This is a genomic window from Dokdonella immobilis, from assembly GCF_900115085.1.
GTDB classification, from domain to species: Bacteria; Pseudomonadota; Gammaproteobacteria; order Xanthomonadales; family Rhodanobacteraceae; genus Dokdonella; species Dokdonella immobilis.
Map to the genome: position 1 here is coordinate 25,886 of NZ_FOVF01000006.1, position 18,287 is coordinate 44,172.

At 68.5% G+C, this 18,287-nt stretch carries 16 protein-coding genes; 10 read left to right on the top strand and 6 right to left on the bottom strand.

Annotated features, from left to right (window positions below; genetic code table 11):
• Window positions 1-82 precede the first annotated feature (82 nt).
• Window positions 83-1,819, top strand: a complete 1,737-nt coding sequence (locus tag BM125_RS06320) for an autotransporter assembly complex protein TamA (protein WP_092406345.1) — start codon at window positions 83-85, stop codon at window positions 1,817-1,819.
• Window positions 1,820-1,872: 53 nt separating this feature from the next.
• Window positions 1,873-5,757 (top strand): translocation/assembly module TamB domain-containing protein, encoded by a 3,885-nt coding sequence (locus BM125_RS06325; RefSeq protein ID WP_092406078.1) that lies wholly within the window; start codon window positions 1,873-1,875, stop codon window positions 5,755-5,757.
• Here the strand turns inward: BM125_RS06325 and BM125_RS06330 are convergent.
• Both BM125_RS06330 and ompR read right to left on the bottom strand, forming a co-directional pair.
• Window positions 5,735-7,018 carry an ATP-binding protein gene (locus tag BM125_RS06330; RefSeq protein ID WP_092406080.1) on the bottom strand — a complete coding sequence of 428 codons (1,284 nt, stop codon included), beginning with the start codon at window positions 7,016-7,018 and terminating at the stop codon, window positions 5,735-5,737. The two genes, BM125_RS06325 and BM125_RS06330, sit on opposite strands and share 23 nt — an antisense overlap.
• On the bottom strand, window positions 7,015-7,737 hold the full coding sequence (ompR, locus tag BM125_RS06335; protein WP_092406082.1) for an osmolarity response regulator transcription factor OmpR: 723 nt from the start codon (window positions 7,735-7,737) through the stop codon (window positions 7,015-7,017). The genes BM125_RS06330 and ompR overlap by 4 nt, the downstream gene beginning before the upstream one ends.
• Window positions 7,738-7,918: 181 nt before the next feature.
• Here ompR and BM125_RS06340 point away from each other — a divergent pair, with 181 nt between their 5' ends.
• From BM125_RS06340 to BM125_RS06355, 4 genes are all read left to right on the top strand, one after another.
• Window positions 7,919-8,380, top strand: coding sequence for a hypothetical protein (locus BM125_RS06340; protein ID WP_092406084.1), 462 nt, complete (start codon window positions 7,919-7,921; stop codon window positions 8,378-8,380).
• Between the two features lie 37 nt (window positions 8,381-8,417).
• Window positions 8,418-9,026, top strand: a complete 609-nt coding sequence (locus tag BM125_RS06345) for a hypothetical protein (protein ID WP_092406086.1) — start codon at window positions 8,418-8,420, stop codon at window positions 9,024-9,026.
• 333 nt (window positions 9,027-9,359) lie between these two features.
• Complete coding sequence (locus tag BM125_RS06350) at window positions 9,360-10,316, top strand: extracellular catalytic domain type 1 short-chain-length polyhydroxyalkanoate depolymerase (RefSeq protein ID WP_092406088.1); 957 nt, start codon at window positions 9,360-9,362, stop codon at window positions 10,314-10,316.
• 56 nt (window positions 10,317-10,372) lie between these two features.
• Window positions 10,373-10,867, top strand: a complete 495-nt coding sequence (locus BM125_RS06355; protein ID WP_092406090.1) for a cupin domain-containing protein — start codon at window positions 10,373-10,375, stop codon at window positions 10,865-10,867.
• Window positions 10,868-10,883: 16 nt separating this feature from the next.
• Here the strand turns inward: BM125_RS06355 and BM125_RS20585 are convergent, their stop codons facing one another.
• The 4 genes from BM125_RS20585 to ubiH form a co-directional block, all read right to left on the bottom strand.
• On the bottom strand, window positions 10,884-11,891 hold the full coding sequence (locus BM125_RS20585) for a hypothetical protein (RefSeq protein WP_245778819.1): 1,008 nt from the start codon (window positions 11,889-11,891) through the stop codon (window positions 10,884-10,886).
• Between the two features lie 534 nt (window positions 11,892-12,425).
• Window positions 12,426-12,719: a hypothetical protein gene (locus tag BM125_RS06365; protein WP_092406092.1), complete on the bottom strand. Its 294-nt coding sequence runs from the start codon at window positions 12,717-12,719 to the stop codon at window positions 12,426-12,428.
• Window positions 12,720-12,796: 77 nt separating this feature from the next.
• Entirely contained in the window at window positions 12,797-13,996 is a 1,200-nt protein-coding gene (locus BM125_RS06370; protein ID WP_092406094.1) for a UbiH/UbiF/VisC/COQ6 family ubiquinone biosynthesis hydroxylase, read from the bottom strand.
• Window positions 13,993-15,207, bottom strand: coding sequence for a 2-octaprenyl-6-methoxyphenyl hydroxylase (gene ubiH, locus BM125_RS06375; RefSeq protein WP_092406096.1), 1,215 nt, complete (start codon window positions 15,205-15,207; stop codon window positions 13,993-13,995). Before ubiH ends, BM125_RS06370 begins: the two co-directional genes overlap by 4 nt.
• Before the next feature lie 212 nt (window positions 15,208-15,419).
• On the opposite strand from ubiH, the gene cobC reads away from it, so the two are divergent.
• From cobC to BM125_RS06395, 4 genes are all read left to right on the top strand, one after another.
• Window positions 15,420-16,025 (top strand): alpha-ribazole phosphatase family protein, encoded by a 606-nt coding sequence (gene cobC / locus BM125_RS06380; protein WP_092406098.1) that lies wholly within the window; start codon window positions 15,420-15,422, stop codon window positions 16,023-16,025.
• 93 nt (window positions 16,026-16,118) lie between these two features.
• Entirely contained in the window at window positions 16,119-16,715 is a 597-nt protein-coding gene (locus BM125_RS06385; RefSeq protein WP_092406100.1) for a hypothetical protein, read from the top strand.
• Window positions 16,708-17,262 carry a cob(I)yrinic acid a,c-diamide adenosyltransferase gene (locus BM125_RS06390; RefSeq protein ID WP_092406102.1) on the top strand — a complete coding sequence of 185 codons (555 nt, stop codon included), beginning with the start codon at window positions 16,708-16,710 and terminating at the stop codon, window positions 17,260-17,262. Before BM125_RS06385 ends, BM125_RS06390 begins: the two co-directional genes overlap by 8 nt.
• A 25-nt stretch (window positions 17,263-17,287) precedes the next feature.
• The gene (locus BM125_RS06395) at window positions 17,288-18,214 is read left to right on the top strand and encodes a histone deacetylase family protein (protein ID WP_092406104.1); all 927 of its coding nucleotides are present in this window, start codon (window positions 17,288-17,290) and stop codon (window positions 18,212-18,214) included.
• The last annotated feature ends 73 nt before the right edge of the window (window positions 18,215-18,287 follow it).

Sequence of the window (18,287 nt, forward strand, 5' to 3'; positions counted from 1 at the left end):
CATGCTCATCCGCATCCTGCTATAAAACCGTCATGGCGTTCCCCTGCTCAAGCCCATGATCGAACGACGACGCCTTGCGCAAATGGCACTGCCGCTCGGCTTGCTGCTCGCCCTCGGTGCGCCGCTGGCGGAAGCGGCTCGCGTGACCGTGCAACTGGACGGGGTCGATGATGATCTGCGCACGGCTGCGCTCGCTGCGGTCGAGCTGCAGCAGTACGAGAAGCGCGAGGTCAGCAAGGCCCAGGTGCGGCGGCTGTACCGGCGCGCCGAGCGCCAGGTCAAGCAGGCGCTGGAACCCTACGGTTACTACAACGCCAGCGTCGACGGCGAACTGGTCAACGAGGGCGAGGACTTCCGCGCGATCCTGCACGTCGCCGCGGGCCAGCCGGTCAAGGTCAGCGAGCTCTCCATCGGCCTCGACGATGAGGCGAGGAAATTGCGCGCGGTACGTTCGGCCGTCGCTGCGTTCTCGCCGCAGAAGGGCCAGCGCCTCGATCACGCCGCCTACGAGCGCAGCAAGGCCGCCATTCATGCCTCGCTCTTCAGCGTGGGCTATCTCGACGCCGAACTCGCGACGCACCGCGTCGAGGTCGAACGGGCCTCGAACACGGCAAGGATCGAACTCGAGTGGAAGGTCGGACCGCGCTATCGATTTTCCGACACGAAGTTCGAGGGTGGCCAGTTCGGCGACGAGTTCATGCAACGCTTCATTCCGTGGGACGTCGGTGACTACTACTCGCAGGACAAGCTGCTCGAATTGCAGCAGCGCCTGTTCGACGCCAATTACTTCGCCATCTCGCAGGTCCAGCCCGATACAGAGCACGCCACCGAAGGCAAGGTGCCGATCGCGGTGACCCTGGCTCCGGCCAAGCGCACCGTCTACACGGCCGGGCTGTTCATCGGCACCGACACCGGGGTCGGCGTGCGCGGCGGCGTCGAGCGTCGCTGGGTCAACCTGCGCGGGCACAAGCTCAAGTTCGAGACGATCCTCGCCCAGCGCCTGAAGACGCTGTCGACGCTGTACCAGATTCCGTTGCCCGGCCCCGACAACCACAGCCTCAATTTCGGCATCACCTACCGCGACGAGAACACGAAGACCAGCGAGTCGAAGACGCTGCGCCTGGCCGCCAACGATTCGAAGGTCTGGCACGGCTGGACGCGCACGATCGGCCTGCAGTTCCTGACCGGTGATTTCAAGGTCGCCGACGAAAAAGGCAGCACGACCCTGCTCTATCCCGAGATCTCGTTGACCAAGAAGCGCGCCGACGATTTCAATTTCCCGCGCAAGGGCTGGTCGCTGACCCTGGCCGCGCGCGCCGGGCAGAAGGGCCTGCTCTCCGACACGAGTTTTGCCCAGGTCACCGCCGACGCGAAATGGATCCATGGCCTTGGCGACAACGGGCGCTTCATCGCCCGCGGATCGGCCGGCTACACCCAGGTCGGCGATTTCGACAAGCTGCCGCCCGAGTTGCGCTTCTTCGCCGGCGGCGACCGCTCGATCCGTGGCTATACGTTCCAGACCATCGGACCGCGCCACCTGACCGACGACAACACCGAGCCCAAGGTGATTGGTGGCGACCGCCTGCTGGTCGGCAGCGCCGAGTACGAGCACTATTTCACGCCGACCTGGGGAGGTGCCGTATTCGTCGACGCCGGCGATGCCTTCAGCGGCAACGATTTCGATCTCAAGCTCGGCGCCGGCTTCGGCGTGCGCTGGCGCTCGCCGGTCGGCCTCGTGCGCGTCGATCTCGGCACGCCGATCGGCGATGAATTCGCCAGCGGCGTCGAGCTGCATGTCGTCATAGGGCCGGACCTGTGAACGCGCCGCGCCCGACCCGGACCGAGCCCCGCCCGCCAGGGCGAAAGCGCCGCGTGTGGCGCGGCCTGCTGATCGGCATCATTGCCTTGATGGTTCTGCTGGCGCTTGCGCTGACCTGGCTGCTGCGCACCGAATCGGGCACCGGCTTCGTCCTCGCCCGCGTGCAGTCGGCCCTCGACGGCAAGCTCGGCGTGGCCCGTTACAGCGGCACGCTGGCCGGCCCGCTGCAGGTCGATGATGTCCACTATGTCGATCCGGCCGCCGGCGTCGATCTACGCATCGGTCAGGCCAGCGTCGATCTCGATCTGCTCGCCCTGCTCGGCGCGCGCGTCGCAATCAGCACGCTGACGGCGAACTCTATCGATGTCGCCCTGACCTCGACCGCGCCGGATCCCGGCAAGGCCGACGGCGGGTTTTCGCTGACCCCGCCGATCGACATCGCGATCGACCAGGCGGCCATCGAGAACGCGACGATCCGCCAGGACGGTCAGGCCGTCCTCGTCGTCGACCGCTTCGACCTGAGCGGCGGCTGGACCCGGCAAGGGGTGTTCGCGAAGCGGCTCAGCCTGCATTCGCCGGACGGCACGGTCGATCTCCATGGAACGCTCGGCACGACCGACGGCTATTCGGGAAACGGCGAGACCACGTTTGCCTGGCGCCTCGGCGAGACCGACCTCGCCGGGGTGCTGAAGAGCAGCAGCGACGGCAGGGAGGCACGACTTGACCTGAGCCTGACCGAGCCAACCGCAGCCAGCGCGGCGATGACGATCGGACAGACTCGTACCACGCCGTGGACGCTGCGCCTCGACGTGCCCGAGTTCGCCGCACGCAAGCTGCTGCCCGGAAGCGATCTCGACGCGCTGGCCCTGCATCTCGAAGGCAGTGGCGATCGCGCCGGCGGTGAGGCCAGGGCGACGTTCGGCGTCGGCGCCCATCGGATCTTGCTCGATCCGTTCAAATACGCCTTCGCCAACGGCGTGCTGACTCTAGACGCGATGCATCTGACATCGCCCGACGCGCCAGGTGGACTTGATCTGCGCGGTACCGTGGATACCGCACAGTCGCCGCCCAGGGCCGCTCTGAAGGCGGACTGGAGCGAGGTCGTGCTGCCGGCCGATCTGGTTGGCCAGGCCCTGGCAACCCGTGGCGAGCTGGCCATCGAGGGCGACACCGCAACCTTCAGCGCGCGCGGAAACCTGGCCCTCGGTCCGCCCGGCAAGCTCGCCGACATCGGCCTCGACATCGCCGGCACGCCCGAGGCGATCACGCTCAACACGGTACGCCTGAAACAGGAAAACGGCGGGCTCGAGGCGACCGGCACGATCACCCTGCAACCGGTGCCGGCCTGGCAGATCGATGCGACCGCCACGCGCTTCGATCCGAGCGCCTTCTTCGCTGACTGGCCGGGCGCCGTCGATTTCGTGCTCGCCACCTCGGGCACGCAATCCGACGCGGGTCCCAGCGCAACGCTGGGCCTGAGCCAGGTAGGCGGCAGCCTGCGCGGGCGGCCACTCGAAGGTTCGGCCGACCTGCACATGCAGCCCGGCTACGTCGTCGATGGCACGCTCGACCTGCGCTCCGGCGGCAGCCGCATCAGCCTCGAGGGCCGCGGCGGTCAACAGACCGACGCGCGCGTCCATTTCGACGTCGCCTCGCTCGGCGACTGGCTGCCGGCGGCCGGCGGCACCGCGCGCGGCAACGTGCACATCGAAGGCCAGTGGCCCCGGCTCGATCTCGACGGCGACATGAGCGGGCGCGACCTGGCCTGGTCCGGCCTGCGCGCGAATTCGGTCGAACTGGTGGCGAAGGTCCGCAACCTCGAACAACCGGCCGGCGCCCTGACCCTCAAGGCCGCGAATGTCTCACGTGGCGATATCCATTTCGATACGCTGGTACTCGAAGGCGACGGCAACCGCGCCGCGCACAAGCTGAGCCTGGTCGCCGACGGCAGTCCGGCCAGTTTGCGCATCGGCCTTGGCGGCGGCAGCGAAGACGATCGCTGGCAGGGCCGCCTCGACACATTCGAACTCGACCCGGCCGGGCGCAACCTTCCCGACTTCGCACTCGCCAATCCGGCCAGCCTGCGCTGGGACGGGCAGACCTTCGCAGTCGGTGAAACCTGCCTGGTCGGCAGCGTGCCTGCGCGGCGCAGGGCCGAATCGGCGCCGGCCGTGTCGACAACCGACGGAACGACCGCTCTTCCGAAGCCGGAACCTGGCGCCGACGGCGCTCCCGCGCCGACCGCGCAGGAAGTGGCCGCCGAATCGATCGAACCCGGTCGTCCCGAGGCGCAGGCGCGCCTGTGCCTTGAGGGCAACAGCGCCAGCGATGGCCGGTTCGCCGCGACCTATCGGCTCGAACATCTGCCGGTGCGCCTGCTGGTACGCCTGGCGAGCCCTGATTCGCCCGTGCGCGTGCGCGGCGAGCTCGGCGGCAATGGCAATTTTTCGCGCGCCGCCGATGGCAGCCTGGGCGGCCAGGCGCACATCGTCTCGGACCAGGGCGAGCTGTTCTACAGCGGCGGCAACCAGCCTCTGCTCAGCTACACCGGCTTTGCGGTCGAAGCCGAGCTGGCCGGCACGACGACCACCGCGACGGTGCGCGCCGCGCTCGATCACGACGGTCGCATCGACGGCCAGCTGCGGCTGACGCCGGCCGAGGGCGATACCCAAGCGATCGACGGCAAGGTCTCGGTCGACCTCAACAGCCTCGCCTTCCTCGAACTGCTCAGCGCAGAGATCACCAACCCGAAGGGCAGCCTCTCGGCGAACTACAGCATTGCCGGCACACTGGCCGAACCACGCCTGGACGGTGCCCTGACCCTGACCGGCTTCGCCAGCGAAATCCCGGCCGCCGGACTCAAGCTGCATGACGGCGCGCTGACCCTGCGTGCCGCCGATGCGCAGCATTTCGCCCTCGAAGGCTCACTGGCCTCGGGCCAGGGCAGCCTGTCGATTACGGGCGAGGGCGGCCTGGGCGCCGGCGATCCGATGACGATCAAGCTCAAGGGCGATCAGTTCATGGCAGCCGACATTCCGGCAGCGCGCGTGATCCTGAGCCCGGACCTCACGATCGCGCGCAACAGCGACGGCTACCTGGTGACCGGGGCCGTCGTCGTGCCTTCCGCCGACGTCGACCTGGCCAGGCTGCCGGGCGCCGGCGCCAGCGCTGCCTCGCCCGACGTGGTCGTGGTCGACGCCGAAAAGCCCGAGCCTGGCAAGCCGGTTCCTCTGAATGCGCGGGTCACCGTGTCGCTCGGCGACAAGGTCAAGCTCAAGGGCTACGGTTTCGATGGCACGATCAGCGGCGATCTCGCCGTGATCGAGCGACCGGGCCGGACCACCACCGGCAGCGGTACGCTGAATGCCGGCGGCACCTACAAGGCCTATGGCCAGAACCTCAAGATCGAGACCGGGCGCATCCTGTTTGCCGGCACCGCCATCGACAATCCCGGCATCGACATCCGCGCCACGCGCAAGATCGAAGCCGACAACGTGACTGCCGGGCTGCTCGTGCGCGGCACTGCCCAGTTGCCGGTCCTGACCGTGTTTTCGGAACCGTCGATGGAGCAGTCCGAGGCACTTTCGTACCTGGTCACCGGCAAGCCGCTGTCCTCGCTCAAGAGCGGCGAGGGCGACATGCTCGGCACCGCCGCGCGCGCACTCGGCACGGCCGGCGGCGACCTGCTGGCCAAGAGCATCGGCGGCCGCCTCGGTGTCGACGACATCGGCGTGGCCGACAACGGCGCCCTCGGCGGCGCCGCGTTCACGGTCGGCAAGTATCTCTCGCCGAAGCTCTACCTGAGCTACGGCGTCGGCATCTTCGAACCGGGCGAAGTAGTCACCCTGCGCTACCTGTTCAGCCGCCACTGGAATTTCGAAGCGCAGAACGCGACCACCGGCAGCCGCGCCGGCATCAACTACAGGATCGAGCGCTAGGCAGCGCGAGAGTCGCGGCGAAGCCGCCGCCCTCACGATTGGCGAAGCGGATCGAGCCACCGTGCTGGACCGCGACACGCAGCGCACTGGCCAGGCCGAGCCCACTGCGCCCCGGCACACGACTCGACGCAGCCTGACGAAACGGCGTGCCGAGCTTGCCGAGCAGGGCCGGATCGACGCCACGACCGCGATCGAGCACAGCTATCGAGAGTGCAGCAGGCTCGTACCGGCAGAGAAGCTCGAACGGCGCCTGACCGTGATGCTGGGCGTTGTCCATCAGATTGCCAATTGCGCGCCGCAGCGCCATCGGCCGTCCCTCGATGACAGCGCGCTCGGGCGCCCCCAGTACCCAGGCCTGGCCTAAGCGTTCCTGGCCCGCGGCCAGTTCGTGCAGCAAGGCGACGACGTCGACGGTTTCGATGGGCTCGTCGCGCCCGTCGCGTGCGTAGTCGATGCATTGGCCGATCAGGCGGTCGAGTTCGTCGATGTCCTGATGCATGCCGTCGCGGCTCGTTTCGTCGAGCGCCGCGAGTTCGCAGGCCAGACGCAGCCGCGCCAGCGGCGTGCGCATGTCGTGCGAAAGAGCGGCCAGCATCAGGCTGCGATCCCTGGCCGTCTCCCGCACGCTGTGCGCCGCGGCATCGAGAGCGTCGCCGAGTTCGTGGAACTCGCGCGCCGCACTCTTCGGCAGCGGCGCGACGCCGCGGCCGGCCGCAATCTCGGGCGCCGACTCGGCGAGCTGGCGCAGAGGCTCGGTCAGGCTGCGCGCGTAGGCAGCCGCCGCGACCAGCGTGATGAGGCCCGCGGCGAGCAAGGTCGCGAGGACGCTGCGTCGCATTTCTCCGCGCAACGGCGCGACCGGGACGCCGATCCAGTCTCCCTCGCGCACGCGGCGCACCCATATGCGCGGCTCGCCGCCACCATCGAAAAGCACCTCTCGATCGGGCAGTTGCGTTGCCAGCGCGTCGATCACGCCATCCCAGAACCGGGCATGTGCCGCGTTCGCGTCGGGCGCCTGGAGACGATGTGCGATGCCGAGTTCGGCCAGCGCCGCTTCGACATCGCGCGGCCGTGCCGGCGGCGCATCGAGCAGCAGGTCTGCGAGAGCGATCTGGGCGCGCAGATTGCGCGCGACCTGGTCCTGCGCGGCACCGCCGCCGGTGGCCCGCAGGACCAGCAAGGCGACCAGCAGGATCAGCAGGGCCACGCCGCCGATCAAGACGACGAGGCGCCCATAGAGCCCGGAGTTCGGCCGGCTCATGCGGGGGAATCCGGCACGAACACGTAGCCGTGCCCCCAGATCGTCTGCAGCCAGCGCGGCCGTTTCGGATCGTCCTCGACGAGGCGGCGCAGGCGGCTGATCATGACGTCCATGCTGCGCTCGAAGGCCTCGTGCTCACGGCCGCGGGCGAAGCTCATGAGCTGGTCGCGGGTCAGCGGCTGGCGCGGCCGCTGCACCATCGCGGCGAGCACGGCGAATTCGCCCGTGGTCAGCTTGAGCGATTCCTCGCCGCGCAGCAGTTCACGCGTACCGAGATCGAGTACGAAGGCACCGAAGCGCACGCGTTCGGCGCTCGCGCGCGGCGCACCGACCGGCGCACGGCCACGCCTCAGCACGGCGCGGATGCGGGCCACCAGCTCGCGCGGGTTGCCCGGTTTGGGCAAGTAGTCGTCGGCGCCGATCTCGAGGCCGATGATGCGATCGATGTCGTCGCCCTTGGCCGTCAGCATGACGATCGGGGTTTCCAGTCCGGCCCCGCGCAGGCGCCGGCAGATCGAGAGGCCATCCTCGCCGGGCAGCATCAGGTCGAGCACGATCAGGTCGACGTGTCGCCGCGCCAGCTCGCGATCGAGCGCTGCGCCATCGCCGACCGCGCTCGCCGCCAGGCCCTGCTGTCCGAGATAGCGTACGAGCAGGTCGCGCAGACGCACGTCGTCGTCGACGATCAGGACTTGCGCGCGGGCGTCGGCCTCGTTCATGGCGCCATTCTGCGTTATCCCTCCCGCCTGCGTCGAAACCATGCGGCGCCAAGATGTAAGCGGATGTTTCCGCGCCTGTGATCGGCAACATCTGCTTGCATCCGGGCGCAATGCAGACAGGATCGGCGCGCACATAGAGTCGAGGATTGCTCCACCGCCACCCCGGTCAGAGGAGTCCACCATGAAACGCACCCATCTCGTCCTTGTTGCCGCGCTGGTGACCAGCATGGCCGGCGCCAGTGTCCTCGCCGCATCGCCACGCGGGCCCGCCCTCGCCCCCGAAACGCCGAGCGCGGCCGAACTGGGCCTCGATCCTTCCCACGCCGCCGCCTGGGAGCGCCTGCGCGCGGAGTCCCTGCAATTGCGCACCTCGGCGCGCCAGGACATGCGCGAGCGCCTGAGCCAGGCCGACGACATCCTCGCCAGCGATGCACCCGACCTGCGCGCGCTCAGTGCGGACGTCGATCGCCGTCTCGATGAGTACCTGGCGCGTTCACGTGACCTGCGCGCGCGCAAGCTGGCCTTCTACGAGTCCCTGAGTCCTGCCGAGCAGGCTTCGGTACGCGACATGCTGCGTGCGCGCCTCGATCGCATGCAACGCGTGCGCAGCGCACTCGCCGCCCTCTTTTTCGACGCCCACTGAAGCGTCGAGACTTCCCCAACCCGCAAGGAGAACCCTCGTGAAGATATCCGCAAGTCTGATTGCAAGCCTGCTCGTCATCACCACGTTCGGCACCAGCACCGCCGCCGTCGCTGGCGGCCACGCGCGCGTCCGCGGCGCCCACACAAACGCTGCTGGCGGCGTCAGCGGCGGCACCGTTGCCGTTTCGCGCGGGCCCCATGGCAGCACGCTGGCGCGCGGCCGCGGCTTTGCCACCGACGGCCAGGGCAATGCCGTTGCCGGCAGCGCAGCGAGCGTGCGCGGACCCAACGGCGGACATGCGCAGCGCAGTGGTCGCAGCGCGCGCTACGCCGATGGATCGGCGAGCCATCAGTCCTCGAGCAGCGGCTATTCGGCCGCCGGCGGCTCCTATGCAACCTCGGGCTATGGCCAACGCAACGCCGACGGCACGCGCAGCGATGCGCGCAGCACCACCGTGCACGGTGCCCGCGGCGGCAGCTATGCGGGAAGCACGAGTGGCGCGAGCGGCGAGGGCATCACCCACACGAGCACGGCCACGGGCGCCGGCGGCTACAGCTACGAGGGCAGCACGCACGTGAGCCAGGACGGCGTCACGCACTCCGGTACCTGTCGTGATCCGGCCGGCAACGTAATTGCTTGCCACTAGTGGGGTGTCCCACAAATACCATCAAATAATTCCGGCGTCTTTCACGGCGATACTGCGTTGCTCGTCGTCGCCATAGTGCCCACTATGCCTCCTCCTCACGCCTTGTCTCGCCATGAAATCCACCCGGAATTTCTTCGCGTTATTTGCGGGACACCACACTAGGGAGAGTCTGATCAAGCGACGCAAGGGTCACGACGTCTGCTTGCGTGCTGGCAATGGGCTGTCGGCGCAGGCAACCAGCGCACTTCGGGCGGCGGCCTGCCCCGTGGCCACCGCCTGCTTTTTCCCGCATCGATCACATGTCCGATCTGCTTCAAACCGAGGAAAACCGACATGCCCGTTTCCAGCCTGCCAGTCGCGCGCGCGCTGAATCTGCTCGTCATCAGCGCCGTCCTGATCGCCTGTGTCGTTCGCGCCGGCAACGCCGAGGCGCGGCGCCGCCTCGACACCGATGCCGATCGCCAGTACATCGTCCACGATGGCATAAAGCGCAGCTACGTCGTCCGCCTGCCCGCAGCCGCGAGCGATCGCACGCATCGGCTTCCGCTCGTGCTCGTCCTGCATGGCGGTGGCGGCAACGCGACCTTTGCCGAGTCGATGACCGGCTTCACGCGCGTGGCACAAGCCGAAGGCTTCATCGTGGTCTATCCGGAAGGCACCGGGCGCAGGCCCGGCATGATGCTGACCTGGAATGCCGGCCACTGCTGCGGCCATGCGATGCGCGGGAACATCGACGACGTCGGCTTCATTCGCGAACTGCTCGATAGCCTGGCCGCGCGCTACCCGGTCGATCCGCGGCGCATCTACGCAACGGGCATGTCCAACGGCGGCATGATGGTGCACCGGCTCGGCATCGAGCTGTCCGATCGCATCGCCGCGATCGCCCCGGTCGTGGCCACCGTGTTCGGTGACGAAGCGCGACCCGCACAGGCGGTCTCTGCCTTGATCATCAACGGCCAGCTCGATCGCAACGTCCCGCCCGGCGGCGGGCCGCCCAGGGATCGCTTCAATGCCTGGGACGGCACGCCAGCCCTGCCAGCCGGGCGCCAGGCCGCGTTCTGGGCTGGCGCGGACCAGTGCGGCAGCGCACATGAGTCACGCGATGCGTCTGGCTCGCTGCACCTGACCTACGCCTGCGCGAACGGCAAGGCCGTCGAGAGCTACCTGCTTGCCGACAGTGGCCACGCCTGGCCCGGCGGCGAGGGCGGCAGACGGCGCGGTGATCAACCCGACACGAGCTTTGACGCCACGGCCGTGATCTGGAACTTCTTCCAAAGCCAGTTCAAGTAGCCCCGGCTGCACGGCCGGCGCGCAACAATGCGTCGAGGAGCACGTATCATTCGCGGATGAACGAACGTGCAGAGCATCTGAAGCGGACCCTGGCCCTCGAACCGCATGTCGAGGGCGGCCACTACCGCCGTATTTACGAGTCGACCAGCCAGATTCCGTTTGGCCCCGAAGCGCGCGCGCGGGCCACCGCCACCTCGATCTACTACCTGCTCGGCGAAGGCGAGGTCAGCCGCTGGCATCGCATCGATGCCGACGAGATCTGGCACTGGTACGAGGGCGATGCGCTCGAGATGCTGCGCTTCGATCCGCGCGACCGCCAATTCACGCGCCATCGGCTCGGCCCGGTCGACCATGAGACCGCGCCGGTCTTTGTCGTCCCTGCCGGCTGCTGGCAGGCCGCACGTCCGCTTGGCGAATATGCCCTGGTTGGCTGCACGGTCGCACCCGGCTACGAGTGGCGCGGATTTTCAACGCTCGATGTCGCGCCCGACATCGCGCAGCTGCTGGCTCGATTCGACCCCACGGGAATGGGAATGCCCCAGGGAATCTGAACAGGCAGTACAGCCGTTACGATACCTGCCTGATCGCGCATCCATCGTTGCGCCGGCTTGAAGAAACTGCGGGGATGCGCGAGGTGGAGCCACGCAGGCGCCGGTGCCGAGACGGCCGCTCAGTCTGCGTCGACGCGTCGCGATCTGCACACGCGCGAGCATCGTGACGTTCGCGCCACATCTCCAGCCCCGCCCGGCGATGCGAAATCCCCGTTGGCTGAAGCACACGGTCGATGCGTTGACGGAAGCCGCCACGAGTGCCGTATTCAGCGCCGGTCCAGCCGGACAATGCGATCACGTTCTCCTGCGATTCGTGTTTTCCGGCAGAACGGGGCGACCCAACGCCCTTCCCTCCAGCCCAGTGGATGAGGAGATCGAGCATGGCAGTTGCAAAGAAGGCGGGAAAAGCAAAAAAGGCAGTTACGGCACGGAAGGTCGCCGGCAAGAAGGTCGCCGGCAAGAAGGTCGCCGGCAAGAAGGCCGCGGCGAAGAAGGCGCCGGCAAGAAAGGCGCCGGCCAGGAAAACCCCTGCAAAGGCACCAGCCAGGAAGACGCCCGCACCTGCCAAGGCGCCTGCGAAGACGGTGCCTGCCAAGAAGGCGCCGGCGCGGAAGGTGCCCGCCAAGAAGGCTCCTGCGAAGAAGGCTCCTGCGAAGAAGTCACCTGCCAGGAAATCTCCTGCCAGGAAAGCGCCCGCAAAGAAGACCCCTGCGCGCAAGTCGCCGACGAGCAAACGGCCGGTCGGCAAGGCCGTGGCTGCGCCCCCTGCCCGCAAGTCCCCGACCCGCAAGGCAACGGGCAAGACTACGCCGACAAAAAGACCCGGAGCCCGTCGCACCGCGCCGGGCACGAGCACACCGTCCGCCGGCGCCGGATCGAAACCCGAAGTCACAAAGGCAGCATCCGCAGCGCCGCCCTCTTCGCCCCCCGCCGCAGACAGCGCACGCAAGACGGCGGCACCACCGAAGCGCGAGGAGAGACCCGCGGAACACTCGCGCGCGTCGGCCGAACCATCGGCGATCACCCCCGACGAAGCCGCGGCACAGATCCGCGCCCTGCTCGAAGCCAAGAAAGCCCGCGTGCGCCAGGGCCCGCACTGGCCCGGCGCGGAATCCCATGGCGGAGCCCACGGTCGAAGCGCGACCGGGGACCATCCGGCGCCGCACGAATCGGCCATGGGCACCCATTCTTCGACCGCCAACCCAGGCGCGGTCGGCAAGCACAGTCGGGTCGATCCGGGAAAACGTGGCAACCGCTGACCGGCGAAGCAGCGGATCGTGGCGCGGGTCGTGGCGACCGAGGGCGGCGCCGCCCGCCATCGCCGGTCCTGTCCAGCAAGGATCTGAACGCGTCGCGCGGCCGCCCTGACATTCGGAAGACCCGCTACCGATGCCGGTTGATGGCCTTGAAGATCCGCGCCGGGCCTGGAGCGCGCCTTCGGGATGCCAGGGTCTCCTCCCCGGATCGACCGGTCAGGGGATCAATCGGTCAGGCGACCACGTCCGCGCGCAGAGCCTGGTCGCCGACGTGAAGGACGCGCTACCTGTCGGGACGCTCGCTAGTCAGACGGATCCTCGACCTCGAGCCCGATCGCCATTGCATGTGCGCAGGCTTCCGCCACTTCGAGCGCGCGTCGCAGCCCGGTTTCGTTGCCCGCCTCGACAAGCACCAGATGGCTACCGGGCCCGATGTCGTCGGGCAGACCGGCCGAACTCGAATCGGGGTCATCCATGTGTGGCATCAGGTCGGCGATTTCCTCGACCGATTCGACTCCCTGCAGGGCGGCGATCCGATTGATCAGGGCAGCGGTGTCGTCTTCGCTCGCGGTCAAGCGCATTCGCAGGTTGGCCATGGCAGTCTCCTGATTGGACAGGCCACCAGTAAAACGCATCGCGCCGTAATCGCGGCGTAACGGGGCATCGACGGCGACTACAGGCGGCCTGCGGCGGCGTCGCCGAGCAGGTGCTTGAGCGGGCCGATTCGATCGACGAGGGAGAGGGCCAGTCCGCGTGCCGCCGCCAACGGCATGGCCTTGGAGCCGAAGCTGCGCTCGATCAGGTCGAGGCTGTGCGCGGCCAGGGTATTTTCGCTGCGTCGCTCGCGCTCGTAGCGGCGCAGCACGTGCGCCGCACCCGGATCGCCACCGCGCTGTTTCGCGTGGGTGAGCAAGGTGACCAGACAGCGCACGTCGCGCAATCCGAGATTCAGGCCCTGGCCGGCCAGCGGATGGACTGCATGGGCCGCGTCGCCGATCAGGACACAGCGACCGGCCACGTGGCGTTCGGCCAGGCGCAGCCGCAGCGGGAACGCGTGCCGTGGACTCGCTGAAACAATCGCACCGAGACGGAAATCGAAGGCGCAGCCGAGTTCGGCGCGGAACGCCGAATCGTCGAGCGCAAGCAGGCGAGCGGCATCCTCGTCGGGTCGCGACCAGACGATCGAACTGCGTCCATCGGCGAGCGGCAGGAACGCCAGTGGACCACCCGGCTGGAAGCGTTGCCACGCAGTTGCCTCGTGCGACCGCTCGGTACCGACATGGGCGACGATGGCGCGCTGGCCGTAATCGCGATCGCGCGTGCCGATGCCGAGGCGCCGACGCATCGGCGAGGCTGCACCATCGGCGGCGATCAGTAGGCGCGTCCGCAGACGCGTGCCATCGGCCAGGGCGACCGCGACCCCTTCATGGTCGTTGTCGATCGCCACGACTTCGGCCGGGCACAGCAGCCGGGCCGGATTTCCGCTGGCGGATGATGCATTCAGGGTGCGCCACAGGACGTGCTGCAACAGGCGGTTCTCGACGATCCAGCCGAGTGCCGCCTCGCCGCGATCCGCGGCGTCGAACGTCAGCGCGCCGGGCGCCAGCGCATCCCAGACGCGCATGCGCCGATAAGCGCTCGCACGCGCGTCGAGGACGCTGGACCAGACGCCGAGTTCGTCGAGCAGGCTGGCGGAATCCGGAGCCAGGGCGACCACGCGCGGATCCACCTCGTCATCGGCCCGCCACTCCATCGGCGACCGGGTTTCGACGAGGGTCACACCAAAGCCGGCGCGGACCAGGGCCAGGGCCGTGGCCGACCCGGCGACACCCGCACCGACGACGATGACATCGAGCTCCTGGCGCCGGCTCATCGGCTCAGCGCCCATTGCGAGACATCGCCGCGAAAGCCCATGCCGCGCAGGGCCATGCGTCGCTTCAGCGGCGCCAATCGATCGAGTGCGACGAAGCCGAGCGAGCGCATGACGCGCAGCGGCAGGAAGTCATTGCCCATCAGGCGCACCAGATCGTCGCTGAATGCGGTGGTCGCCTCGCGATCCGGGGTACGCCGCGCGACATGGGCCGCGAGCAGTTCGGCGCCACCGGGATCGGTCCCGGCCTGCTGGGCCTCGACGAGCAATTCGGAAAGGGTCAGCGCATCGCGCAGACCGAGATTGAAACCTTGCGCACCGAGCGGGTGCACGGTCTGCGCGGCATTGCCGACCAGCACGCAGCGCGGCGCGGTCAGCGCTTCGGCGAGCACACGCGTCAGTGGATAAGGCTTGCGTCGACCCGGGCGACTGAGGCGTCCGGCGCGATAACCGAAGCGCGCATGCACGAGTTCGACGAAGGCGGCATCGTCGAGTCCGGCAACGCGTTCGGCGTCGGCGGCGGGCACGCTGAGGACGAGCCCGGCGCGATGCTGTCCCAGCGGCAGCAGGGCAACCGGACCGGAATCGGTGAAGCGCTCGTAGGCCATGCCGTCGAGGGCGCGGTCGGTGGTCACGGTGGTGACGAAGGCGCATTGCGCGTAGTCGGTACGCCGGGTGCCAATGCCGAAATGCCCGCGCACGAAGGATTCGGTGCCATCCGCGCCCACCAGCAGCCGCGTCGACATGCGGCGCTCCTCGTCGCCCGCACGCACGGTCACCTCGACCGCATCGTCCTGCGATTCCAGCGCCATGACCTGGGCCGGCGCGATGCGCGTGAGGGCGCTGCATTCATCGAGCCGATGCAGCAGGGCATTGCCGAGTTCGCGTGCGGGCAACACCGCACCGAAGGCCGGCAGGCCAAGCGCCGCGGCATCGAGATGCACGGCGCCGAAATCACCGTACCGGCTGACATGGATGCGCCCGATCGGCGTCGCCTGGTCGCCGGTGTGCGCCCAGACGCCGAGCGCCTGCAGCGCATTGATGCTGGCTCGCGCCAGGGCCAGGTTGCGCTCGTCGTAGCTTGGCTGGTCGGCGACCCTCGGCATCGCCGCTTCGACCAGGGCGACGCGATAGCCGCAACCCTCCAGCGCGATCGCCAGGCTCGAACCGACCAGGCCGCCGCCGACGATGACGATGTCGAATCTGTCGCTCATGCGCACATGATAAGGGCAAACAGGACACGGGAATCGACGCGGCGGCGGTACGGAAGTCGCTGCGGGCGCTTCCACTGCACCGGGGCCGATTCCGATTCCGTGCGCCTGCAACGCGCTGCCCGGTGGTGCGATCGACAGCGCGTCCGCGGCTCGCTGCACACGAGTCGCGCTGCGATGCTAGGCTGCAGCGCTCATCCAACTCGCCTGCACGCATGGATCTGATCCTCGTCCGCCATGGCCGCACCGACGCCGATCCCGGGCTTTGCCTCGGGCACGCCGATGTGCCGCTGTCCTCGCGCGGCTTCACCGACATCCAGAAGCTGGCGACGACCTGGAGCGGTCCGGCACCGCGCTTCCTGTTTTCCAGCGACCTGCGCCGGGCCCAGCAGTCGGCGCAGATCTTCGCCTCGGCATTCGCGATCGAACCGCTCGCCGACGCACGCCTGCGCGAGGCCGATTTCGGGCGCTGGAACGGGCGCCACTGGAACGAGATCATCAAGGCCGAAGGTGCCGATTACCGCCATTGGCTCGACAACTGGGTGATCCAGGAAGCGCCCGACGGCGAGAGCTTCGCCGACGTCGTGCGCCGCACCGGCGCGTGGCTGGCGGCCCTGATCGGCTCGACCGGCGCCGACGATTGCGTGCTCGCGATCGCCCATGCCGGTTCGATCCGCGCCCTGCTCTGCCATGCGCTCGGCCTGCCGCCGGATCGCGCCCTGGCGATCGGCATCGACGAGGCGCGCGCCTGCCGCCTGCGCTGCGCCAATCGCCAATTCGAAGTGCGCTACATGAACGCGGCGCGGTTCGAGGCCGAATAGGGCCCGGCATCGACGTCTCCTGCAGCTCCCGGGCGCGACCTGATCGAGGTTCCGGGCTAAGATAGTGGCTGCGTTCTCCCCGGAATTCGTGACATGACCCTGACCAAGCCGCAGCAAGCCGGCATCTTCCTCGTCCTCGCCGTGATCATGGCGGGCACGCGCATCAACCACTTCGGTGCCCTGCCCGATGCCAGCTGGGCGGTGTTCTTCGCCGCCGGCTTCTACCTGCGCGGGTCGATGCGCTGGGCCTTCCCGCTGCTGATGGCTCTGGCCGTGCTGGTCGATTTCCTCGTCATCAACGGCCAGGGCCTCGATTTCTGGAGTCACTACTGCGTGTCGGCTGCGTACTGGTTCCTGCTGCCGGCCTATGCGGCGATGTGGGCCGGTGGCGCCCTGCTGCGCGCCCGTTCGCATGGCCTCGGCCTGCGCACGCTGGGCTGGCTGTGCGTCAGCCTGGTCGGCGCCGCCAGCGTCTGCTTCCTGGTCAGCAACGGCAGTTTCTACTGGCTCAGCGACAGCGTGACCGCGCCGAGCGCGAGCGGCTGGCTGCAGAACATGGCCGACTGGTACCTGCCCTACCTGCGCACGACCGCGGCCTATGCCGGCGCTGCCGCCGTGGTCCACCTGATCGGCGCGCGCTGGCTGCGCGGGCTCGCCGAGGCGCCGCTCGCAAGCGGGCGACGTGGGTAACCGTCTCTCGAAAATCTACACGCGCACGGGCGACGACGGCAGCACCGGACTCGGCGACGGTTCGCGCGTCGCCAAGGATTCGGCCCGCGTCAACGCCTACGGCTGCGTGGACGAACTGAACAGCGCCGTGGGCATCGTCCTCGCCTGCGAGGTCCCGGACGCGGTTCGCCACGTGCTGGTCCGCGTCCAGCACGAGCTGTTCAATCTCGGTGGCGAGTTGTGCATTCCGGGCATGGGCCTGGTCGAGGAATCCGCGATCGGCCATCTCGAACAGGACCTGGACACCTTCAACGAGGACCTGCCGGCGCTCAAGGAATTCATCCTGCCGGGTGGCGGCATGGCTGCCGCGCAGTGCCATCTTGCCCGCACCATCGCCCGCCGCGCCGAACGCGAAGTCGTCGCGCTGTCGCGCATCGAGACGGTGCGTGGCGAGGCAATGCGCTATCTGAACCGGCTCTCGGACCTGCTCTTCGTGATTGCCCGTGTGCTGGCGCGCGCCTCGGCGCATGGCGAGGTGCTGTGGCAGCACGAGCGCGTCAAACGCTAGCCAAGACCGCGGAACGCGCCCCCCGATGAAGGTCGACGTCTACACGCACGAAGCCTGCCTGCGCCACGACACCGGTCCCGGCCATCCGGAATCGCAGACGCGACTGCGCGCCGTGCTGCAGGCGCTGGAGGATCCGGCCTGTCCGCACGTGCAGCGGCACGAGGCACCGCGCGCCAGCCACGAACAGCTCCAGCGCGTGCACAGCGCCGCGCATGTCGGCCATGTCCTTTCGGCATCGCCGGAAACCGGCCATCATCACCTCGATGCCGACACGGTGATCTGCGCGGACTCGGTCGAAGCAGCGCTGCGCGCGGCCGGGGCGGTATGTGCCGCGGTCGACGCGGTCATGATGACGTCCTCGCGCCGCGCCTTCTGCGCCGTGCGCCCGCCTGGCCATCACGCCACGCGTGACGCGGCGATGGGCTTCTGCCTGTTCAACAACGTCGCCATCGGCGCGGCCCAGGCCATCGCCGTGCATGGGCTGGAACGCGTCGCGATCGTGGACTTCGATGTCCACCATGGCAACGGCACGGCCGACATCTTCCAGGCCGACGCCCGGGTCCTCTATGCGTCGAGCCACCAGTCGCCCCTGTATCCGGGCACCGGGGCACGTGGCGAACGTGGCGTCGGCAACCTGGTCAACACGCCCTTGCCGGCCGGCGCCGGCTCGGCCGAATTCCGCGAGGCCTTTGAAACGATCCTGCTGCCCGCGCTCGACGCATTCGCGCCGCAACTGGTACTGGTTTCGGCGGGCTTCGATGCGCATCGACTCGATCCGCTGGCCAATCTGAGCCTCGACAGCGAGGACTATGGCTGGGTCACCGACCAGTTGATCGCGCTGGCCGAGCGCCACGCTTCGGGCCGGCTCGTGTCGAGCCTGGAGGGCGGTTACAGCCTCAATGCCCTGCGCGAATCGACGATCGCCCACCTGCGCGCCTTGTCGGCGGCATGAACGGCGCTCCGGGGTTTGCCGAGTCGACGGCGATTGGGCAAGCTAGCGCGTCCCTGCCTCTGGCGAAACCAAC

Bases quoted from the DNA above. Each gene is read 5' to 3' on its own strand.
- BM125_RS06320 (WP_092406345.1), top strand. From the start codon at position 83: ATGGCACTGCCGCTCGGCTTGCTGCTCGCCCTCGGTGCGCCGCTGGCG.
- BM125_RS06330 (WP_092406080.1), bottom strand. From the start codon at position 7,018: ATGAGCCGGCCGAACTCCGGGCTCTATGGGCGCCTCGTCGTCTTGATC.
- ompR (WP_092406082.1), bottom strand. From the start codon at position 7,737: ATGAACGAGGCCGACGCCCGCGCGCAAGTCCTGATCGTCGACGACGAC.
- BM125_RS06340 (WP_092406084.1), top strand. From the start codon at position 7,919: ATGAAACGCACCCATCTCGTCCTTGTTGCCGCGCTGGTGACCAGCATG.
- BM125_RS06350 (WP_092406088.1), top strand. From the start codon at position 9,360: ATGCCCGTTTCCAGCCTGCCAGTCGCGCGCGCGCTGAATCTGCTCGTC.
- BM125_RS06355 (WP_092406090.1), top strand. From the start codon at position 10,373: ATGAACGAACGTGCAGAGCATCTGAAGCGGACCCTGGCCCTCGAACCG.
- BM125_RS06365 (WP_092406092.1), bottom strand. From the start codon at position 12,719: ATGGCCAACCTGCGAATGCGCTTGACCGCGAGCGAAGACGACACCGCT.
- BM125_RS06370 (WP_092406094.1), bottom strand. From the start codon at position 13,996: ATGAGCCGGCGCCAGGAGCTCGATGTCATCGTCGTCGGTGCGGGTGTC.
- ubiH (WP_092406096.1), bottom strand. From the start codon at position 15,207: ATGAGCGACAGATTCGACATCGTCATCGTCGGCGGCGGCCTGGTCGGT.
- cobC (WP_092406098.1), top strand. From the start codon at position 15,420: ATGGATCTGATCCTCGTCCGCCATGGCCGCACCGACGCCGATCCCGGG.
- BM125_RS06385 (WP_092406100.1), top strand. From the start codon at position 16,119: ATGACCCTGACCAAGCCGCAGCAAGCCGGCATCTTCCTCGTCCTCGCC.
- BM125_RS06395 (WP_092406104.1), top strand. From the start codon at position 17,288: ATGAAGGTCGACGTCTACACGCACGAAGCCTGCCTGCGCCACGACACC.